Source organism: Acidovorax sp. CF316 (assembly GCF_000276605.1).
GTDB lineage: Bacteria > Pseudomonadota > Gammaproteobacteria > Burkholderiales > Burkholderiaceae_C > Acidovorax.
In genome coordinates this window covers 1-17,786 of the sequence record NZ_AKJX01000277.1, presented here as the reverse complement: position 1 = coordinate 17,786, position 17,786 = coordinate 1, and the positions used below count along the sequence as shown (strand labels likewise).

12 protein-coding genes and 2 pseudogenes are annotated in these 17,786 nt (G+C 56.4%); 6 read left to right on the top strand and 8 right to left on the bottom strand.

Annotated features, from left to right (window positions below):
- Positions 1–66: 66 nt before the first annotated feature.
- Positions 67–330, top strand: a pseudogene (locus PMI14_RS34635) (integrase core domain-containing protein); the annotation flags it as partial.
- Between the two features lie 70 nt (positions 331–400).
- On the opposite strand, the gene PMI14_RS35225 reads toward PMI14_RS34635, so the two are convergent.
- Both PMI14_RS35225 and PMI14_RS35220 read right to left on the bottom strand, forming a co-directional pair.
- Entirely contained in the window at positions 401–1,234 is an 834-nt protein-coding gene (locus PMI14_RS35225) for a hypothetical protein (protein WP_007861375.1), read from the bottom strand.
- 107 nt (positions 1,235–1,341) lie between these two features.
- Positions 1,342–2,100, bottom strand: coding sequence for a hypothetical protein (locus PMI14_RS35220; RefSeq protein WP_146187973.1), 759 nt, complete (start codon positions 2,098–2,100; stop codon positions 1,342–1,344).
- A gap of 444 nt (positions 2,101–2,544) precedes the next feature.
- Here PMI14_RS35220 and PMI14_RS35215 point away from each other — a divergent pair, with 444 nt between their 5' ends.
- Positions 2,545–2,748 carry a hypothetical protein gene (locus tag PMI14_RS35215; RefSeq protein ID WP_108016750.1) on the top strand — a complete coding sequence of 68 codons (204 nt, stop codon included), beginning with the start codon at positions 2,545–2,547 and terminating at the stop codon, positions 2,746–2,748.
- A gap of 427 nt (positions 2,749–3,175) precedes the next feature.
- Here PMI14_RS35215 and PMI14_RS31135 read toward each other — a convergent pair whose 3' ends face one another.
- On the bottom strand, positions 3,176–4,615 hold the full coding sequence (locus PMI14_RS31135; protein ID WP_007861364.1) for an AAA family ATPase: 1,440 nt from the start codon (positions 4,613–4,615) through the stop codon (positions 3,176–3,178).
- The gene (locus PMI14_RS33885) at positions 4,608–6,314 is read right to left on the bottom strand and encodes an ATP-dependent endonuclease (protein ID WP_007861362.1); all 1,707 of its coding nucleotides are present in this window, start codon (positions 6,312–6,314) and stop codon (positions 4,608–4,610) included. The genes PMI14_RS31135 and PMI14_RS33885 overlap by 8 nt, the downstream gene beginning before the upstream one ends.
- A gap of 513 nt (positions 6,315–6,827) precedes the next feature.
- Here PMI14_RS33885 and PMI14_RS31120 point away from each other — a divergent pair.
- Together PMI14_RS31120 and PMI14_RS35290 are read left to right on the top strand one after the other, a co-directional pair.
- Positions 6,828–7,358 (top strand): annotated as a pseudogene (locus PMI14_RS31120) (transposase); the annotation flags it as partial.
- Entirely contained in the window at positions 7,355–7,597 is a 243-nt protein-coding gene (locus PMI14_RS35290; RefSeq protein ID WP_158279171.1) for a hypothetical protein, read from the top strand. The pseudogene PMI14_RS31120 and the gene PMI14_RS35290, both read left to right, overlap by 4 nt.
- A 174-nt stretch (positions 7,598–7,771) precedes the next feature.
- Here the strand turns inward: PMI14_RS35290 and PMI14_RS31115 are convergent, their stop codons facing one another.
- Positions 7,772–9,511: a hypothetical protein gene (locus tag PMI14_RS31115; protein ID WP_146187974.1), complete on the bottom strand. Its 1,740-nt coding sequence runs from the start codon at positions 9,509–9,511 to the stop codon at positions 7,772–7,774.
- 546 nt (positions 9,512–10,057) lie between these two features.
- Between PMI14_RS31115 and PMI14_RS31110 the strand changes: the two genes are divergently transcribed.
- Positions 10,058–11,785 carry a trypsin-like peptidase domain-containing protein gene (locus PMI14_RS31110; protein WP_007861355.1) on the top strand — a complete coding sequence of 576 codons (1,728 nt, stop codon included), beginning with the start codon at positions 10,058–10,060 and terminating at the stop codon, positions 11,783–11,785.
- Positions 11,786–11,987: 202 nt separating this feature from the next.
- Positions 11,988–13,277: a hypothetical protein gene (locus PMI14_RS31105; protein ID WP_007861354.1), complete on the top strand. Its 1,290-nt coding sequence runs from the start codon at positions 11,988–11,990 to the stop codon at positions 13,275–13,277.
- A gap of 155 nt (positions 13,278–13,432) precedes the next feature.
- Here the strand turns inward: PMI14_RS31105 and PMI14_RS31100 are convergent, their stop codons facing one another.
- From PMI14_RS31100 to PMI14_RS31090, 3 genes are read right to left on the bottom strand one after another with little or no spacing between them, the layout of a single operon-like run.
- Positions 13,433–14,812 (bottom strand): hypothetical protein, encoded by a 1,380-nt coding sequence (locus PMI14_RS31100; protein ID WP_007861353.1) that lies wholly within the window; start codon positions 14,810–14,812, stop codon positions 13,433–13,435.
- The gene (locus PMI14_RS31095) at positions 14,809–15,990 is read right to left on the bottom strand and encodes a caspase family protein (protein WP_146187975.1); all 1,182 of its coding nucleotides are present in this window, start codon (positions 15,988–15,990) and stop codon (positions 14,809–14,811) included. Before PMI14_RS31095 ends, PMI14_RS31100 begins: the two co-directional genes overlap by 4 nt.
- A 6-nt stretch (positions 15,991–15,996) precedes the next feature.
- Positions 15,997–17,172, bottom strand: a complete 1,176-nt coding sequence (locus PMI14_RS31090) for a hypothetical protein (RefSeq protein ID WP_007861349.1) — start codon at positions 17,170–17,172, stop codon at positions 15,997–15,999.
- Between the last annotated feature and the right edge of the window lie 614 nt (positions 17,173–17,786).

Genomic DNA, 17,786 nt, shown 5'->3' with positions numbered 1-17,786 from the left:
GAAAAAAGTAATTCAGGATACTCGGAGATACGAGGGATTCAATAAGAACTGCATCCAGGCTACGGGCTGCCCAAGCCTACCACCTCTAGAACCAATGGCGTGGTGGAGCGGTTCAATGGCCGCATAGCGGATGTACTGAACACTTGCCGGTTCAAACGCCACAAGGACATGGAGCGGACCTTGAAGCGTTATGTGGCCCAATACAACAGCTAGTTGCCTCAATCAGCACTATGTAGCAAGACGCCGATGCAGGCCATGAAGCAACGACACCTAGAATACCCGGATCTGTTCCACAAACAATCATATGATCTTCCGGGATGCGACGACTAAGGGCACTTCCCACTCTTCCAGCGCTGACCGTTGACTCATAACGTTTACCCTCGCATGCCAAAAGGGCTGACTATTTTTCCATCAGCAGAGTTACACCTAAAACCTCCGAAGCCCTTTGTGCTGACATTGCTGTAACCAAAATACTGCCATTACCTCTTTTTACTATCTCACCTCGGCAATGTATCGCAGCGGCTCTGCCATCGCTGGTAAGCCACAGCATTCCACTATCCCCAACTATTAATCCTGGCAGATCGACCTTTAAGACAATATCGCTGTAATCATCAATGCCAAATTGATCGATTCCAATCACCAAGCCACTACGTTTACCGCCTATGACCTCTCCAATCGCCATAACACTTTCACCTGTGAGACGTTGATACGCGGTCGAAGCCAAGTCCACCGTGTCCAGCGGCAGCGCAGTTTCAGCCCTTGCGCGTAACTTTTCATCGACTAAAGCAAATAGCCCGCAGTCGATGTAACCACGAGCACCTGAAATCAAACTACCACCAGGCGAAAAATAGGTTTGAGCGGTAGGGCCTGCCGACACGAAGTTCCCCGAAGCATGATCGTGCATTTCGATATCTGCATGCGTGTACGGCTTTTGATCGGGCCCCAGCATGCAATGTCCGCAACTCAACCCCCATCGCCCATAGCGGGACTCCGCGAATGCAGTTAAAACTCCTTGAGTGAATCCGTCACGGATAAATTTTCCACGGGATAGATCATGCATCTCCATTTTTGGCCAAACTATCACGTCTGTTGGAATGCTTGTTCCAGATAGCACAAGTCGGGACGGGATACGTGCACGAGGAGGCAGCTCCTCGAGTGGAATTTTTTCCTTGACGAAATAGGTCAAACAAGGTCGCGCAACTGGCTCATCTGCGCGAATTTTCATTCCGATCATGGAGCCGATTATTTCGCATCGGCTGCCAATGCGCTCATCAGCTTCGTCTCGAACAGACCGAACATTTGCTGTAAAACGAAGAGCAGTGGAATGATCAATCCCTCTCACTATTTCACCCTTCTCAGACCGCCTGTGTGAGTGATCTCGTACAACTCGAAATCATCAGCGGGTGCTGGTGCATCCGGCATAATACTTGCCACAATTCCTGCCAGCCTAGGCTTCCAGTGGGTTACCCTTTGGAGTGCGATAGTCCTTGCACTGGTGCCAGTCCGATCTTCTGGCAATGCGGCAAAATCTTTTCCTGCCTCAATTAAATCATCTCCACCCTGCGTCACTTGTGCGGGGTTGGCACCTGATAGCTTTCCGAGCGCAGCTTCAACCCGCTGAACGACACTCAATTCAGATGGATCTAATTTTCTGAGATCAGTTACAGCCTCGGATCTGGTCATATCGAACAACAACACCTTAATCTCTCTAAGAGTACTAGCATCCGGGACTTTTGCACTTTGGGTAGTTGCCACACCAATCTTGCCTTTGATGCTATCTGCTTCAGCAAGTGCTTTTTCTGAGTTGCCACGAGCTGTAAGAAGACCAGAGACTGCCGAAATCAATTCCGGTATCTTTGTGTCCGTAATTTGACCAAACTGCGTCAGCTGCCCATTAGAAAGACTCAGTTTCAGATCCGCCGACCCAAACCCGCCCCTTGGATCGGCATAGATAACTTGTGATCGATCAGTTATGTACTCTATGGATATCTCTAGTGGTTTATCCTTGGCCTTGGTCCTTTTAACCAAAACATAAGGCTTCGATCCATAGATTGGGATGCCAGTCTTATTCTCTAATTTTGAATCCGAATAAAAATTCACGCCGGCACAACCAGAGAGAAGAATTGCGGTTCCGAAAATTGAGCCAAGAACTCCAAGTCGATTTGCACGCCTCGCCATGACCTACCTCCAAAGGATGTAACAAGACGACGCGAATGTATCGCTTTTTTTCAGAGAAAGAAACAGAATTTTGGCCAACGCATTGACTCAGCTCGATGTCAAATTTTTCTTGCATCAGATCGAATTTCAGCTTGTAAATTCCAAAGCCTATATTTCAGATAAAGCCATAAATATCCATCAAGTTCGCTCTATGGCCCGCCTGTCAGACGCCCCTGATGTGTGCGATGGATGCTCACGCATCCGCCGGCCCGACATCTCATAGTGCGGTCTCTTCATGGCAACACCCCTACTGCAGAACGCCAAGCGTCGTGAAGCCGTCGAAGCTGTGCGATTGACCCCGCCGCAGGGCAGTTGTAGCTTATAGGCATGTCTCAACGAGAGCCCACAATTTTTGGCCTCACAGCCACTGATATCGCCGATATCGCCAGACGCGCGACGCGCCAGGCCGTGTTGTCTGATCTGCGGGCAGGCATTCCCGTGACCGGCATGGTCAACGGCAAGATTCGAACCCTGCTACCGACCGATCCCGCTGCGCTGAAGCTTCTACAGGCCGATGCTGATGCCAGTTAAGAAAAGAGAGCGAGCCCAGGTCGCGCCGCCCATGCTTAAAAATCTGGGTTCAGCGTTGGAGGTTTTCCGGTTCGGTGCCCAACATCGAAGGCCTGGCGATATGGGCTTCATCGGAAATGCGATCTCCGCTTCTACGTGCCAATGGTTTGAGCGTTCAGTTGACCGCAGCCTAGTTCAGCGCAGCAGTCGATCAAATGATGCTCTTGCTCTATACGGGATAGAACCAGCCTGTCTACCTCGAACAGCTTCTTCTTTGCAGCCATTGAACCTCTAGAGCGCAACTGGGCTTCCAGCCTATGACCTAGTTCGTCGAGCGTCCACGCGCATCCAAGCGAGCTCTTTGACGCACCTCACGGCTGGGCATTCGGCCGTATCGAAAAGTCGATTGTTCTCCAGATCAACCAGTAAGAGCTTCTTGGTCATGTCGTTACCTTGCCGGCAGGTGCCGTTGCTCGCCAACTATGGTCAGGGTCTTGGCGCCACGAGTCATTGCGACATACAGATCCTTAAGATCCAGAGTGTCTGCATCGAGGATGACAGCATGGTCGTACTCCAGCCCCTTCACCAGCAGCGTTGTGCCGATGAGCTTACGGTGGCTGATCGGCCTCCCCGTGTGCCTCATGTCTCGTTGGTACAAGTTTGCCGCTTCCGTCAGAGTCGCCCCTCCACCGTCAATGTGAATCTTCAGCACGTTGACGAAGCGATACAGCAGATCGCGACGGTAGGCAGACGTTTCAGGGTTGGCCTTCAATGCCAAGAAGAAGGCTCTGAGGTGAGCACTGGTCGGCTCTTTTAGGTAAGCATTCGCGGCATGCAGGACCAAGGGATATCTGGTCCCCTTGCTTTGGTTTGCAACCTCGCCTCTCTTGGTGCCAGCCGTCAAGATGTCCCCTACACCAGTGAAGCACTTCTTGGAAAAATCCAAAGCCAGGAGGAAGCCCTGCTGCGTTGTTCTGGCTGCAACCAGCTTCTTGATGAACGAGTGAAGATCCTTGCCTTCAACCTCTTCAATGGAAGAGAACTTTCCAGCCGTGGCTCTTGCCAAGAGATGGGTCTTGTTCTTGGACTGCTGATCGCCGCCATGAAGGGCAATCACACTGTCGCTATGGCCAAGCAACCCCATGAGAGAGGAGTACTGCTTTGACGCCAAAAATTCTGGGGTCGTGTGGGCACGTTTCACACAGGCAGGCAGGCCGTTCAAAAGATCGATCTTCTGCCCCTGTTCTAGTGTTTCCCTTGCCTTCTTGAGCCAATCCCCAAGCTTCGGGTCACCTGTTGTCTTCCAGCGCCATGGCGTATCTAGCTGACCTAGGCACATGAAGGTCGGGTAGACACTCACCGCCCAATCTACAGGCTTGCCTTCGTCACCACCAAAGTCAAAGATGGCCTGCATAGGATCGCCCAGAATTCGGCAAGGCATGAACTCAGCGAAGGCACAGACAAGGGTGTGCTGCAGATCGGAGCAGTCTTGGTACTCGTCTACATAGACACCCGCATAGGTGGCAGCGACAACGCAACGAACGAACTGCTTGGCAAGCAACCCTGAGCAGCATTCGTAGAGCTTGTTCCACTGCTTGCTTGTAGGATGCTCTGCCTTCCACCCAGAAGTCTTCGGGTAGGCCAGACAGAGACGAAGTGACCAACTCGCTATCGTGTCTATCTGGTACTTGGAAGCAGGCACACCAAGAGCATTCATCTTGGTCTTGATGGAGTTCACGCCCGCAAAGGTGTGGGTCAAGATCAGTTGCCGTTTGGAGGCAGCTTTCACTGCCATGGCAATGAGGTGCGTCTTTCCGTAGCCGGCTGGCGCTATCACATACCCCTTGCTAGTGAAGTCGTTGAGTTTGCGGGCCAATTCCTCAGACATGCTCTGCCCAAGCCCAAAGCTGGGCGAGCTTTGTGGCTATGTCCTTCTTTGAGAAATCAGCATCATTGAACGAAGGGCTGATAGCCTGCACCCACAAATCGCCACGGGTGATGTCCTTGAACCAGTCGCTGCCTTTCGCTGCATTCCCGATAGCGAGCCTCAGTTCAGGACTGTCGCCCCACTTGGTCACGTCTTCATCAAGCGGCATCTTTAACCAAGAGCGCACGTTGTCGTAGACAGATAGGCTAGGAACAGTTTTGGCGAGTTGCACACTCGAAATCACGCTGATCCACGGCAAGTCCTGAAACGCCCTTTGCTCCAATGAGAGCTTGTCGGTCCACACGTGGACCAAAATGCCCTTGTCTCTCAACTCCGCCTCATGAGCAGGAGAAAACTGTTTCTCTGCATCCCCGTCAGCTACAACGCAGACGTCATAGCCGAGCAGCTTGAATGCCTCTGCCAGAGCTTTGATCTTGCTCGCCCCACCTGCATTCAGCAGGGACACGCCGTGATAGGAGAATGGATCTTTGCCCTTGCCGACCTGATAGTCGTCATATCCCCTCATGAACCCGACCTCGGTAGCCCCCTCACAGACGACGACCTTCTTCGACAAGAACGCTTCCGCACTAGAGCGAATCCTTCCTTGCGCCTCGTGAGCAGCCAACCCATCGCAGTAAGCGGGAGTGATCCGCACGACACCTGCCTGGCTATGAACGATGTACAGGTCATTCACGGTCAGTTCCCGCAGGACCGTGGGTGAGTGGGTGGTGAGGAAGTATTGGCCTCGTTTGTCTTCCCGGACATGCTTGATCAGACGTGTGATTCGGTGCGGCTCCAAGCCGAACTCCACCTCGTCAAACAAGGTGATATGGCCTTCTTCCAAACCCATCTTCTGAATGCCACACAGCAGCATTCGCCGTGATCCAAGACCTAGCTGACGAAGAGGAATTTCACCGTCATGGAGGGCCAACCCACCCACCTTCAGGTTGATGGAAGCCAGGTCAAGGTGAGCCTTGTAAGCGTCCGACACCGGCACACCCAACAGCTTCGCTATGTCTTGAGACTTCGCAGCCGCCGCATCGAAATTCTTGAGCGTGACAGGCCGGTTCGCATCCAAAGAGGCTCTGGCCGTGCGTGAGGCCGTCGCCAAGAGATCGTTCAGACTCTGGGCCTCAGTGAGCTTAGCCAACGCCGTGCCTATAGCCCATGAAAGCTGCTTCTCGCTGTAGGCACCGATGAGGCCGACACTGACCTTGTTCCTATCGCCTTGCTTGAACGGAACACCTTCAGGGTGGCGATCACAGACAACCATCCACTTGGGCTCGAGATCTTTGTCGACCGTCAGCCGTGCCGTCAGGACACTCTCTAGGTGATCTTCAGGTTCATCGGTGAGCTTGAGGGTAGCGGAATTCCAGCCACGGAGGTACTGGCCGTACTTGTCCAAGGCGCAGAAGGCGTCGGTCAATGCTCCAATTGTGATTTCTATGACGATGGAGTCGGCTACCTTGCACTGGTAGAAATCGGCATCGCCTAGGGTCAGGTTCCACTGGGGATAGAAGACATACCTGATGGCCTCAAGGATGGTGGATTTAGAAGAGTCACCTTTTCCAATCAGGCAGAAAATATCCGCATTTGGGAGGCTCCAGTCAAGCTTTTTTATGCCCCGAAAGTTCTCGATTTTTATTCTTCTGATCTTCATCGAATAAGGCCCTCCTGAACATCACAGAATAACTGGAATACTGGCCATCAATACCCCCCTGAGCACAGCATGGAACGTCTCTTCACCCGATGATTCTCATCATAGACACATTTCGTCTGGTTGCGCTGGTGTACAGGCCGCCTGATTGCTCGAGCGAGACAGATGTAGAGTGGGATCGCGAACCTGAATCGAAGGCCCTCAGACGACCTTTACCACTTAGTCAGATAGCAAAGAAGATGTATGAACGAGTTAGATCCATTGTTTACTGCAATGCGAGACCTCAATGCCACGAAGTCCGACGGGTTTGAGGGACTGGTCCGGGACATGTTCACTGAAGTTACCGGAATGGGATTTCGGCTGATGAAGAACGGGCCGCAGGGTGGGGTGGACGCGATCGGAGACACCCCGGTGAATGGCTGGAAGTGGGGATTGAAGGTAAGCACTACGCGCCAGCGACGTCACTGCCACTAGATCAGCTGAAGTCCAAAATCCGTGACGCGGTGGATAGATTCAGAGCTGCTCAAGGCAGGCACGAGCGTGGTCGCCGCCCCGGCGCTGCAGCGCATCGCGGCGCTCTACCGCATCGAGCAGGAGATCGCGTCGCTGCCGCCGCGCGAGCGGCTTGCGGCACGCAAGGAGCGCAGCCTGCCGCTGTGGAACGCGCTGCATGCCTGGATGGTTGTCGAGCGGCGCAAGGTGCCTGACGGCGGTGGTGCTTCCGGTGCGCTCGACTACAGCCTCAACCGCTGGGACGCGCTCGGCTGCTTCCTCGCGGACGGCGAGGTGAGCATCGACAACAACCACTGCGAGAACCTGATTCGCCCGTGGGCGATGGGACGCAAGGCATGGTTGTTCGCCGGCAGTGAACTCGCGGGCCAGCGGGCTGCGGTCGTGATGAGCCTCGTGCACTCGGCCAAGCTGCACGGGCACGATCCATGGGTCTACCTCAAGGACGTGTTGGAACGGCTGCCAACCCATCCGAACCACCGCATCGAGGAATTACTGCCCCATCGCTGGAAGGCCGTAGATACTCGAGCCCTATGACGCCAACAGACCCTATTGAGGACATTGCCTACACGGTCATCATCGTGAGCTGCCAAACGCCAGGCTGTTTAAACCTGTTTGAACCATCGTTGGCAGAACCGTTCACCGATCCGATCGATCAATGGGCGGCTGAGATTGCCGTCCGAGCCAGAAAGGCTGGATGGACCGTCGGATCCGACGGCTGCGTCCACTGCCCAACGCATAGTGAGCTCAAGCCGGAAGTTCACGGCCAGCACTGAGACGATTCGCTTCCGATTGGTTGATTATCTTGGTTCGACGAGTAGTCAAGGTGGCATGACCGGACGCTTACGCTGCGTGTGCTTCCCAACCTAGATACCGAAGAGGTTTCCAAAGCCACCCTAAGTGGATGAATGGTGCCGTTGCTGACCGGCGGACAACGACGCAGCGGCCCATCAGATCACTATCCAAGCAGGAAGTTGCCCCCCAAATGCGGTCTTCAAAAAATCGGCCAACGCCGCGCTCCGCGCCGGATCAAGGCCCGCCGCCTGCGAAACCAGCGCGGCTCGTTTCTCTGCAGCGTCGTCTGCGCGCTCGCACTGAAAGACAATGATCTCCAAGAGGCGCTCCAACGCGTAGTCATAGTTGCGCACGTCCAGAGCTTCCGCATGTGCGACGAAGAGCGAGTCGAGCACCTGGCTCCAGACTTTGATGGGAATCGTGCAACTGCGCATGTTGTCGACATGTTCTTCGAGGTCATAGGCCAACAACCCGTCAGGTGACTCGCACGACTTCCCTAGATGCTCCCAGTAGCTTGCCTCATCGACCTTCCAAAGGTGGGCCAAGTAGTCTCCAATGTAGGCCTCCTGGCGGTGGCGTTCGTTGACGATGGTCCAAAGATCGTTCGGCCCCAAGGTCGCCAGCAGCGCCCTCGCGACTTCCGGTGATAGGGATTCGAGCAAGTGGTGTCTGTCACTGGCCCAGTGGAATGCCATGAATCGGTTGTGGAGGTCCTGGATACTCGGCTCAACCACACCCTTGACCGCTTCCGACGACGGTTCGAGCAAAGATGGCACACACGGCATGGAATTCTCCGCGTCGTCCGCCAGCGTCTTAAAGGATTGGACAATTATGTTTCTGGGAGGCCTGTTCGCCCACTTTCTAACTGCCGTGGTTAAAGGGAGAGCCACCGCGCCGACAGCTGATAGCATCTGCACCAATGGCATGCCAACGGAGATGGCAGCAATGGACGCCAGCAGGAACGTGCCGGTCGCGTCCACGCCCTCAGCGACGTAATCGGTGATAGCCGCGTTTTGCTTTTCGATCAACCTGACGAGATCCTCCGTCAGCGCTTCTGATTCAACCTTTGCCTGTTGCGGGGACATTCCCTCAAGCGTCAACGAAAAATGCCGACGCAGGGCTCGCCTCAACGACGAGTGCTCAGACAGGACGTCGAAGAAATCCACCACGCGCACGTCACGTAAGTAGCCGACTCTTTGGTCACGTAGCAGACTGCCGATGGACTGCTGAAAGACATAGTTCTGTGCCGAGAACAATTCATCGGTCTGAGATTCGACCCTTTGCGCTGTTGCCGGCCGATAGCCATCACGCAGCAATGCATAGGGATGCAAGGGCAGTCCTTCCTCGATGGCAGCCAAGGCAATAGACAGACCCAAGGTCGCTGCCGAGACGTTTTGTTCCCCATGTAGCTCGCCGTCGATTTCGGCTGCCAGTGGGCTCCAGGTGATGGGATGCCCGAGGACGACTACACCACCTCGCTCAACCACGGAGCGAAGCATCAAAAGTTCGCACGCCGATTGGGCAAGTACGCTCTTGGAGGCGACCTCGAATTGGGGCTTGGCCAAGTAACGACTGGCCACGATGTCCCATAGCACCACGCGCTCGCCATAAATGAGACCGAGCTTGATAAATTCGGTGAAGTCCGGCGCCAAGCCAAAGCCAACCGTCTGAATGTGTTCAGCTCCGTACGCGATGGTCGCTTGTCGCGCATCTGTATGCAGAGGGCTGCCGAGTAAGTCGGCCAATGCTGCTTTCAGCGCCGCGATGGCGTCGTCCCCGATCCAGTCGACCACGCAGACGGGTCGATCGTCACTTGTCCAAGTGATTAGCAAGTGTGTCTCAAGCAGCGCGAGGTAGCGCAGCGTGAATTGCACTGCTGCGTCGGACTGGAGCATGGGCATCATGGGTTGTTTCACCCCAAGAGCTTACCAACGTCTGCCGAGTCCTATCCTGAAGCGGTAGGACGGGGATGTCTACTTCTGGCCGAGGCTGTGTGAAAACGCGCGTTACGCCCTGAACTTGCCGCTCTGCTCAGCAATCTTCCGATCAGATCGACCTACAACGCAAGATCTCGATGCGAGCAATGGTTGAAGTACCCCCACAAAAGTCGGCCATCGACGTTTTCACACAGCCGGCCGATAGCGGAAGCCTAGCTGGTCGCGCCAGTGCCCCGTATCACCCAAGAAGGCGATTAGGCGAAGCTGAACAGACGCTCATCTCAGCGACCTGGAAATGCAAACGAGAGCCGATCTCTGTGTCCAAGTCCCGCCGTTCCCGCTGTCCAACTCAATCCGCCCCTACTGTCCAGAAGGGACCGAAATACGTACGTGACGCAATCTCATCTTGCTCAGCGCGTGTTACTCCCACATACTGATGTGGGGAAGACTGCGTCAACTGCTGTGTGCGATTGACGCGTGCCACGACTATTAAAAAGGGATGACATGATCCTCGTACCCAAATTGCTCTACAGCCTGATCCTGCTCCTGCTGGCTGGAATATTCTTCCTTGAGCTATGGACGGTATGGTTTGACAAGCGCGTCTACATCGGAAAATTCGAAGTGGTCTCTGAGACAGGCGCGGATGAAGCTGTGAGCGCCCAGTTCGCAAAACGAGTCGTCGCGGCGCATACGATTCAGGTCCAGCAGTTCAAGCACTATCAAAAGGCAAGGTCTGCCGATGCGCCCAGCGATTCGACTTTTGTGTTGCCTGGCATGGTCAACTTGAGACTGCCGCAGGAGTTGCTGAGCGGGGTTGACCTCACAGTTCAAAACGTCAACATTCGGCAGCTTCTTACGGTTATGCGTCGGGCATTCCTGGCCCCGAATGAGGTCACAGGAAACGTCGCGGTCCGAGGTAGCTACGTGCTCGCAGCGGTGGACTGGCCTCGCGCGCCGCGACTGAACACTGCGCCGGACCTCACCAAGTTTTTAGTACCGACTCAGCCCAATAGCGAAGCTGCGGCAAGTTATATCGCATGCTGGGTGTCATGGGCGCAAGCTGCTGCGTCAGCGGACCTCAAGTATCCGATGCTTCAATTGTGCGACTTCTCGGTCGCTCTCGGCGACCTCTATGCCTTGAGTGAGAAGGCGTCGACACGCACCGGTTTGGATGCGGGTGAGGCTGAAGTCGTGCGCCGAAGGGTCGCTCAGCTCAAGACGCACTACAGCAGTCAGGCCCTGCTTCCAGAGGTGTATCGTTTGAGAGCTGACCTGCTTGATCTTCTTCCTGAGAAGGACCGCAAGCTTGCCGAAGTTGCTGAAGCTCAGGAGGATCGTTTGCGCTATTCGATGCTGCAACCCGAGATCCAGAAACTCCCGGCCGAGGAGCGCAGCTACGCCGCCCTTGCTCGGGCACGTCCTGCGATCGTCATGGATCCCGGTCCTAAGGACGTCCCTGAGAACTGGGCGCGCGTTCTGGAGCCATACCAGGAGGCGCTTACGAGCGCTGCAGATTCTGTCGGCCTTGTGACCGTTGGCGGACAGCCCTGTGGGACTGCGTTCGTCGTCGCGCCCGGCGTCATTGCTTCGGCGGGATATGTTCTCGATCTCGCAAGACGGATGTCCAAGGGACCCGATGGAAGCACTCCGGTCATGCTCTGCTTCAAGGGCCGAGACTGCAGCGAGGGACTGCAGATAGGGACAGGCACAATCTTCAGCCAGTTGGGTTCCAATTTCGTGCTTGCCCCAGTTTCAGGACACGATCCTGCCATTCACCCGCCTATTGAACTGGGGCCATCCGTCGATTTCGCGCGATATATCAATCAGTACGCTGCATTTATCGGTTTTCCCTCCCACGACGCCCGCATGCCGGGGGAGTTTATGAAACACTTGCTCGGAAATCAGGGGACGGTTCCAGTCAAGCGTTTGCTTCCTGGTCGCGTACTAGCGGCAGGCCCGGGAGGCCCGTTCGGGGTTGAGGCAAACGACAAGATCTTGTTTACGACGGATATCAGCACGTCTGGGGGAACTGGGGGCGCCCCACTCATCGACCTCGCAACTGGTCGCGTGATCGGGATAAGCTCACGCGGAATCTGGAAAGGAAGCCGGGGCAAGTTTTCGTATGCGGACCCCACTCCGAAGGCGGCCCTTGATGTGATTCAACGGCGGAAATCGGGAGGCTCCAGTGATCCGGCTATTACGAGTGCAGGGGCATCTTCAGCGTTGCAATAGCTCAATCGAAAAATGTGCCAGCCTGACGCTTAGCGGATCCTGGCATTGATGCGCTTGAACGAGGCCAAGTCTCCGCTGACTTAGGCGATCTCAAAGTCGCCGTGAACACTTGGCTAGTTCCAGAAGATGGCAGTGCTTTCACCGGCACCAGCATCCTGTTCGAAAACGAGGTCAGCCGTAAGGACTCTTTGAGAGGGGCACAGTGAATCCAATCGACGATGCGAAACGGCTGAGGCTGCAGGAAGAGAAAAAGTTCATTCACAAAGAGTTCATCGAAGAACTCGCCCGACAGTTGATTGACGGGCTCATGGGTTGGGCCAACGAGAAGATATTTGAGCCGCGCGGCGGGCGGTTGAGCTTTGACATCACTTTGGGGCCATCCAATGCAGGCGTCACCATCAGTCCAGCGCGCCCGCTGCATCCTCGCATGGAGTTCCGATCCTCCCTGATATCAGACATCTATGCTGACGCGTTCACGTTTCCCATCATCTGCCGGCGCCTCGCGAAGGAAACCGAGACATTGAATTATTTCAATGCGATGGAGATGTTTCTCGATTGCCGTGTGCGGTTCACCACCCCTCTCCCGCAACTGCCCAAATCAAACGTGGCCGAAATTTTCCAGGACATTTGCGAGGCCTTCGTCAAGCGCAATCTGGAAAGCAGAAAGGACGAGCGGCAACTTCAGCCTGACGATGTTCGGTGCAGGTTCATCATGTTCGAGTTGATGCTGGTCTGGACGTTCTTCCACGAACTGGGACATGTCGTGCAAGGGCACCATCTCATGAGGTGGGGTGGCACGTCGCGCGTCTGTGACGATAGCTTCTTCGAGATGGAGGAGGGTAACGCCGCTCCGGTGGAAGGCGCAGCGCCGAAGAAATCGAAGAGTGCGTTACCGCCTGATCTACCCGCACAAGCGCGGGAGCTGATGGCCGATGCCGAAGCGACAGATCTCACCTTGAAGTACCTAGTGGAACGCGGCAGACTCACCTTTAATGTGTGGTACCTCCTGGCCTGCTCCATAGGCTGCATGTTCCAGCGCTTCTATGCCAACTACCCTGACCACTTGACCGTGTCTCATGCGGGGCACCCCCATCCTCTCATCCGGGACCGTGCCAGCCAAGTGCTGGCTGTGAATTGGGTGGCAGATCATCTAGTTGCCACCAAGAGCATCCAGCGGCGGGAGGATGCATATATGCCAATGGCGTATCTCAATACCCGAGCTTCTCTCATGACCGGCATGTTCCGCTCGTCTCGCATAGAGAAGCGTTCCAGCCCTGATAGGCTGCCCTCATACATGGACCTACTGCGCAATGGTGGAGCAGAGCGGCAGGCATATTTCAAGACGCTGATGCCCGACATTGAACGGCAGCTTCCATTTGCGCTGAAGGAGCACTTGATCGAGATGAATGTGCTCGAGTACTGGTACGGATACATGAAGGCCGGTGCGGATCGCGCGACCGCCTCGGATTTGGAGGGTCTAGATTCCCCCTAGCTAGACAAACGTATATTCTGGCACTTCGCCGTATGGCCTTGGATTCAGCGGTTGCCCACCATCGAGGCTGTCGCAATAGTCACCCGGCCTACTTCCGGGTAGCGCGCCGCTGTTTAGAAGGAAGGGCTCGGTCGAGCACCTCGCTGCCTGCAAGCCTATCGAGGTACGCTACCTAGCAGGAACTCTTCGTCATTTGCCTTGGCAAGTCGGTCCGTCGGAACTTTGTCCATCGCGAAGACCACCGTGCGGTCGCGCGGCGGCGATCGCGGCACGGACCGGGACTCCCTGCTTGCGAGGACGGTGTCGCGCGCCGCCCTAGGTTTGGCCAACTCGGGAAGGAGCCTGCGGCGCCGTGGAGCCTTGGGCATGCCAGTCCAATGCAGCGCCTCAGGGTTGCTAGGATGGCGACCATAGAAGCTTGCGATAGCGCCCGCCCAGGCCTTGGCCGCATCCAGTGCCTGCACTTGCTGAAACAGAGAAGAGGGCAATTTCGAAGTCCCTCCCAGAAGCGATGCGGCTTCTTGCAGCAGGCCGATGCCCTCGGCGTAGATCGGCCAACCACGCGCGAGGCTCTCTGCGAAGAGCGTCTCAGGATTGAAGTGGTCGGTGTTCACGCTGCTGCCTTCGCGCAGCAGTCGCGCGCAGTGCACGATCGCGGCATCCGGCAGCCAGGAGAAGTGACTCGAAAGATTCTCAAACCACCACAGCGGCACTCGCTCCAGTTGATTGACGCGCAGCAGATAGTATGCGCCGGCCACGGCAGCGACCGGATCTTCGAACTTTTCCGAGATCAGATGCCTTGCGAAAGAGGCGGAGTCTGCGAGTGTGTTCACCGAGCGCATTGCGTCGCGGGACATAAACTCAAGCAGGGTCTCGGCACTGGCGCGGAAGCTCGTGACGACCACCTTCAGGTCGTCGGCCCTCTTATCCCTGGAGTCCCGGGGAGTGAGCAGTACGCGCACGCGCCCGTCGCCAGGCAGGGCAACGAAGCGCCAAGTCACGCCTGAGCCGCCAATTTGAAGCATCCAATATGACCGACTTAGTCTCAGATCCATCTGCCACGCAGCATTGCTTCGATGACTCTCCAACGGCTCAATCTGCTCGCGATGCCACTCGTGGCCATCGAAGCGCCACAAACGCAACCAGACCTTCTCGAACTGGTCCATGCCAAGATTCACTCCCAACTCCGGCCGAGCCAGTGGAGTCCGCGGATTGAGCTTTGGGACTGCCCACGCAGACCACTCGTTAGGCGAGATGCGCGTGTCTGCGAACGTCACCCGCCCGTCCTGCGCCTGGCTTAGGTCGACCCTCTTGGTCTCTGTGCGGCCGGACGGCCAAGTCAGCCGCACGAAGGCCAGTTCGGTGGCTTCGGGGACCTGTAGCGTCGCCGTCTGATGCACAGTAGCAGCCCCGTCATCCAGCACCGTCCCTTCGGAATCGAGCGCCTTGATGGGTAGAGCCAGGGCGGCGTCCGGATCGACCTGCTCACCGTAGTTAGCCGTGCCATAGTCGAGAGTGACGTGCAGTTGCTTCATGGTAGAGATTGCATCGTGAAAAGGTACATCGGTGGTGAAAGTTCCTCGTCGACGTAGATGACCGGCAACAGCTTGTTGTCTGGATCTGCGGCCCCGACTTCGTAGACACCGCGCGGCAATTCCACCTTAAAGATCTGATCCTTCTTGTTCTGGGCGACTCGATGGTTGCCCTTGGACGAACTCAGGTAGAGGTCATACAGGGCGCGCCGCTCGCGGGGCGCCAAGTCCAGGCGGACCTTTACCGAGGGCGCGGTCGAAAGCCTCATAAGGGGAACGAGCGGGCCGGTTACCAGTTGCTCGCAGACCTGTGTGCCACTGCCGGCCTTGCCAGAGAGGTCCGGCTCATTCTGCTCAAGAAGCGTTCGTATTGCGCTCGATAGGTTTTCCCCATCCACGGTCCAAGTCTGTTGTCCCGGTGCCTTGACACCGCAGTAGCCGGACAGCGCGCAAAGCAGGGTGGAGGTGAACCTAGAGACAGCACCACCCCTGGGGGCGAACGCGAGCTCGCCCTCTCCCGCGGCGTAAATCGTGGTGGTGTGCCGGCGCGAGACACTTGCTCCAAGATTGGGCGGCAGCAGAGGCGGTCCTGACGCACCGAGGCTCATCGCCACGGCACGCGGGATCTTTCGGCAAGCGTCGATAAAGAAGAAGACGGAACCCCGAATCTCGCGCTCCACGGCCCGGATCGTCAGGGAAATGTTGAACGCTTTGTTCCAGGGCTGTAGCGAGCGACCGAAGTCCTCACAAAGCAGGTGATGGTCGGCCACCATGACGCCGTGCCCGCAAAAGTAAAAGATGCCGACATTGTCGGGATGGCCCTTCAATCGCGCGAGCCAGTCTTCAAAGGCCTGCTGGACGTTGTCCTGGATCGCGGCTTCCAGCGTAATGGCGGCGCCGTGCGTGTCGATCACTACCGGTGCATCCGCCGAGGCAAGGGCTTCTACTGACGCGAGGGGGGCCAGCGGGTTCTGGAAGCCCTGGTCGGCGCCTGCTGGTGACATGAACCAGTCCAGCAGTGCCTTGACCGAGACCGGTGGGGACTCCAGTTGCTCCAGACCCATGGGGTCTTTCGCGAGCGGGCCCTTGCCACCTACCAAGTGGGGATACTTTCCCACGCCAATCGCCAGGACATGTGTGCCGGCCTGACCCGGAATCGCGGCATTTAATAGGAGCGTCACGCGTCTTCAACCCTTGGTGAGGCGCGTCGCCAGGCGCTTGTAGAAGCTGGGCCGCATGAAATAGCCGCCGTGGGCACCCAAACTACTGTAGCCGGTGTCGTACTGGAAGTCGGAGACGCCGTCGAACACGGGCGCTAGTTGGTAGCCCAGGATGTCGTTGGTGTCGAACACATTGAGCCACCGTTTGATGCACTGGGGGGGCGTAACACGGTCCCCCTCAACGACTTTGCCTTTTGCATCGATGCGCGGGACCTTAGGGTCACTTACCTTATAGAGCTTCATCTCTTCGAAAAGGCCCACCTGAGATCCCACCGTGATCAGACAGTCGATGGTCAAGGTTGGATCGAAATAAGTCAGGATGTCGTAGACGATCTCACCGCCGAAGCTATGTGCGATAACCACCAGCTTGTCCTCCTCCGTGCGTTTGGCATGTGCCTCGCGCAGAGCATCGAGGACGCTGCGTACGATCGGCCCTGGTGCGTCGACAGTGCCGCGTCCACTGAGATACACGAACGCGTCACCTGCAAACCGGGTCACCGTGGCATTAAGCTTCTTGCGCAGAAGCTTGCCCGCCACCGCAGTCGTCACGTCTGGAATGGCACCAACCAGCCGCGACATGGCCTCCTTGAGGGAGTCGAGGACGCTGCCAACGGGGCCGAAGCTCTCGACGTCTTTTGCTTTGGATGCAATCGTGAGCGAGTCAGCAAAGTTATCCTTGCCCGCCGTCGATACCCATTCAGGATGCGGGTTTGCTATTGCATAGGCAAGCGCGAGTTCGTATGAGCGAGCGAGGTCGCGGGCTTCGTCCTCCGACGTAGCGCCGGCCATAGACGACGCGTACAGCAAGTCGACGGCTTCGGCCAAGTCGGTCTTCGCTAGTTCCAAAATGTTCGCGTTCTCATGGGACTCTGCCAAGATGCCGACCACACGCCCATGTGCCTCGGCCTCCTCGTCCTTGCCGAAAGACTCGAACTCGTCGGAGGGATTTGGAAGTACCGCCATTCGCCAGGCAAAGGCAACCCCGAATTCACCCCAATAGGGGCTCGTGACCGAAAGATTGTCGGCCTTGAGGCCGAGCGCTGGAGCCACGTACTCCTTAAGAAAACCATCCCGCGCGTTCTGATTTTCCCGGTAGGCCTCGCCGTCGCGGTTGTTAACGCCATGAACGAAGACGATGGGCATGTAAATCTCCCGGGTATGTTGATTGCCATCTTGAGCAGCACACTTTTGATGAATGCTATTGGAGATTGAATACTGCTTTCAACGACAAATGGAGTCAATCAAATAATGGCTCGTCCAACCCTATTCGTGACGGTACAAATTCAGTGCCTCGAACAGCATGGATCGCGTCCGGATCCATAGCAGATGGAAGCGTCATGGTCGAGCAGAGTCCCTAGTCAACAGTTGCAGGAGGCGTATCGTCAGCTATTGGAGGCGACAGAGAGTCGAGGCGCTGCAGTTGCGCCTGGCCGATAGGGCGAAGGTAAGGCCGGGTGGCACGGTACGGAGTGCCCCACCAAGCGGGCCCTGTATCAGCGACCACAGGCACAAAATCTGCCGATGCTTGGCATCGGGCACGCACGTCGCAGCACCACGTCGCGTCAATTGCCAATCTACACTTGCAGTGCCGGGCGGCCACAGCACGGCGAATGACCGCGGGAGCAGCGAACGCTGCCACCACTCGATTGACAACCAGTACCTGAAGCAGCTCGTTTGCCGAGCGCACCTCCAACGTGAGCCTTGCAAAATTTGACCGATTCCCACCCGATGGAAGGGGGGGGTGCGGATAAAAACTT

What these genes read in the sequence shown, in the direction of transcription:
- PMI14_RS35225 (WP_007861375.1), bottom strand. Translation starts at nt 1,234, where the DNA reads ATGATCGGAATGAAAATTCGCGCAGATGAGCCAGTTGCGCGACCTTGT.
- PMI14_RS35215 (WP_108016750.1), top strand. Translation starts at nt 2,545, where the DNA reads ATGTCTCAACGAGAGCCCACAATTTTTGGCCTCACAGCCACTGATATC.
- PMI14_RS31135 (WP_007861364.1), bottom strand. Translation starts at nt 4,615, where the DNA reads ATGTCTGAGGAATTGGCCCGCAAACTCAACGACTTCACTAGCAAGGGG.
- PMI14_RS33885 (WP_007861362.1), bottom strand. Translation starts at nt 6,314, where the DNA reads ATGAAGATCAGAAGAATAAAAATCGAGAACTTTCGGGGCATAAAAAAG.
- PMI14_RS35290 (WP_158279171.1), top strand. Translation starts at nt 7,355, where the DNA reads ATGACGCCAACAGACCCTATTGAGGACATTGCCTACACGGTCATCATC.
- PMI14_RS31115 (WP_146187974.1), bottom strand. Translation starts at nt 9,511, where the DNA reads ATGCTCCAGTCCGACGCAGCAGTGCAATTCACGCTGCGCTACCTCGCG.
- PMI14_RS31110 (WP_007861355.1), top strand. Translation starts at nt 10,058, where the DNA reads ATGATCCTCGTACCCAAATTGCTCTACAGCCTGATCCTGCTCCTGCTG.
- PMI14_RS31100 (WP_007861353.1), bottom strand. Translation starts at nt 14,812, where the DNA reads ATGAAGCAACTGCACGTCACTCTCGACTATGGCACGGCTAACTACGGT.
- PMI14_RS31090 (WP_007861349.1), bottom strand. Translation starts at nt 17,172, where the DNA reads ATGCCCATCGTCTTCGTTCATGGCGTTAACAACCGCGACGGCGAGGCC.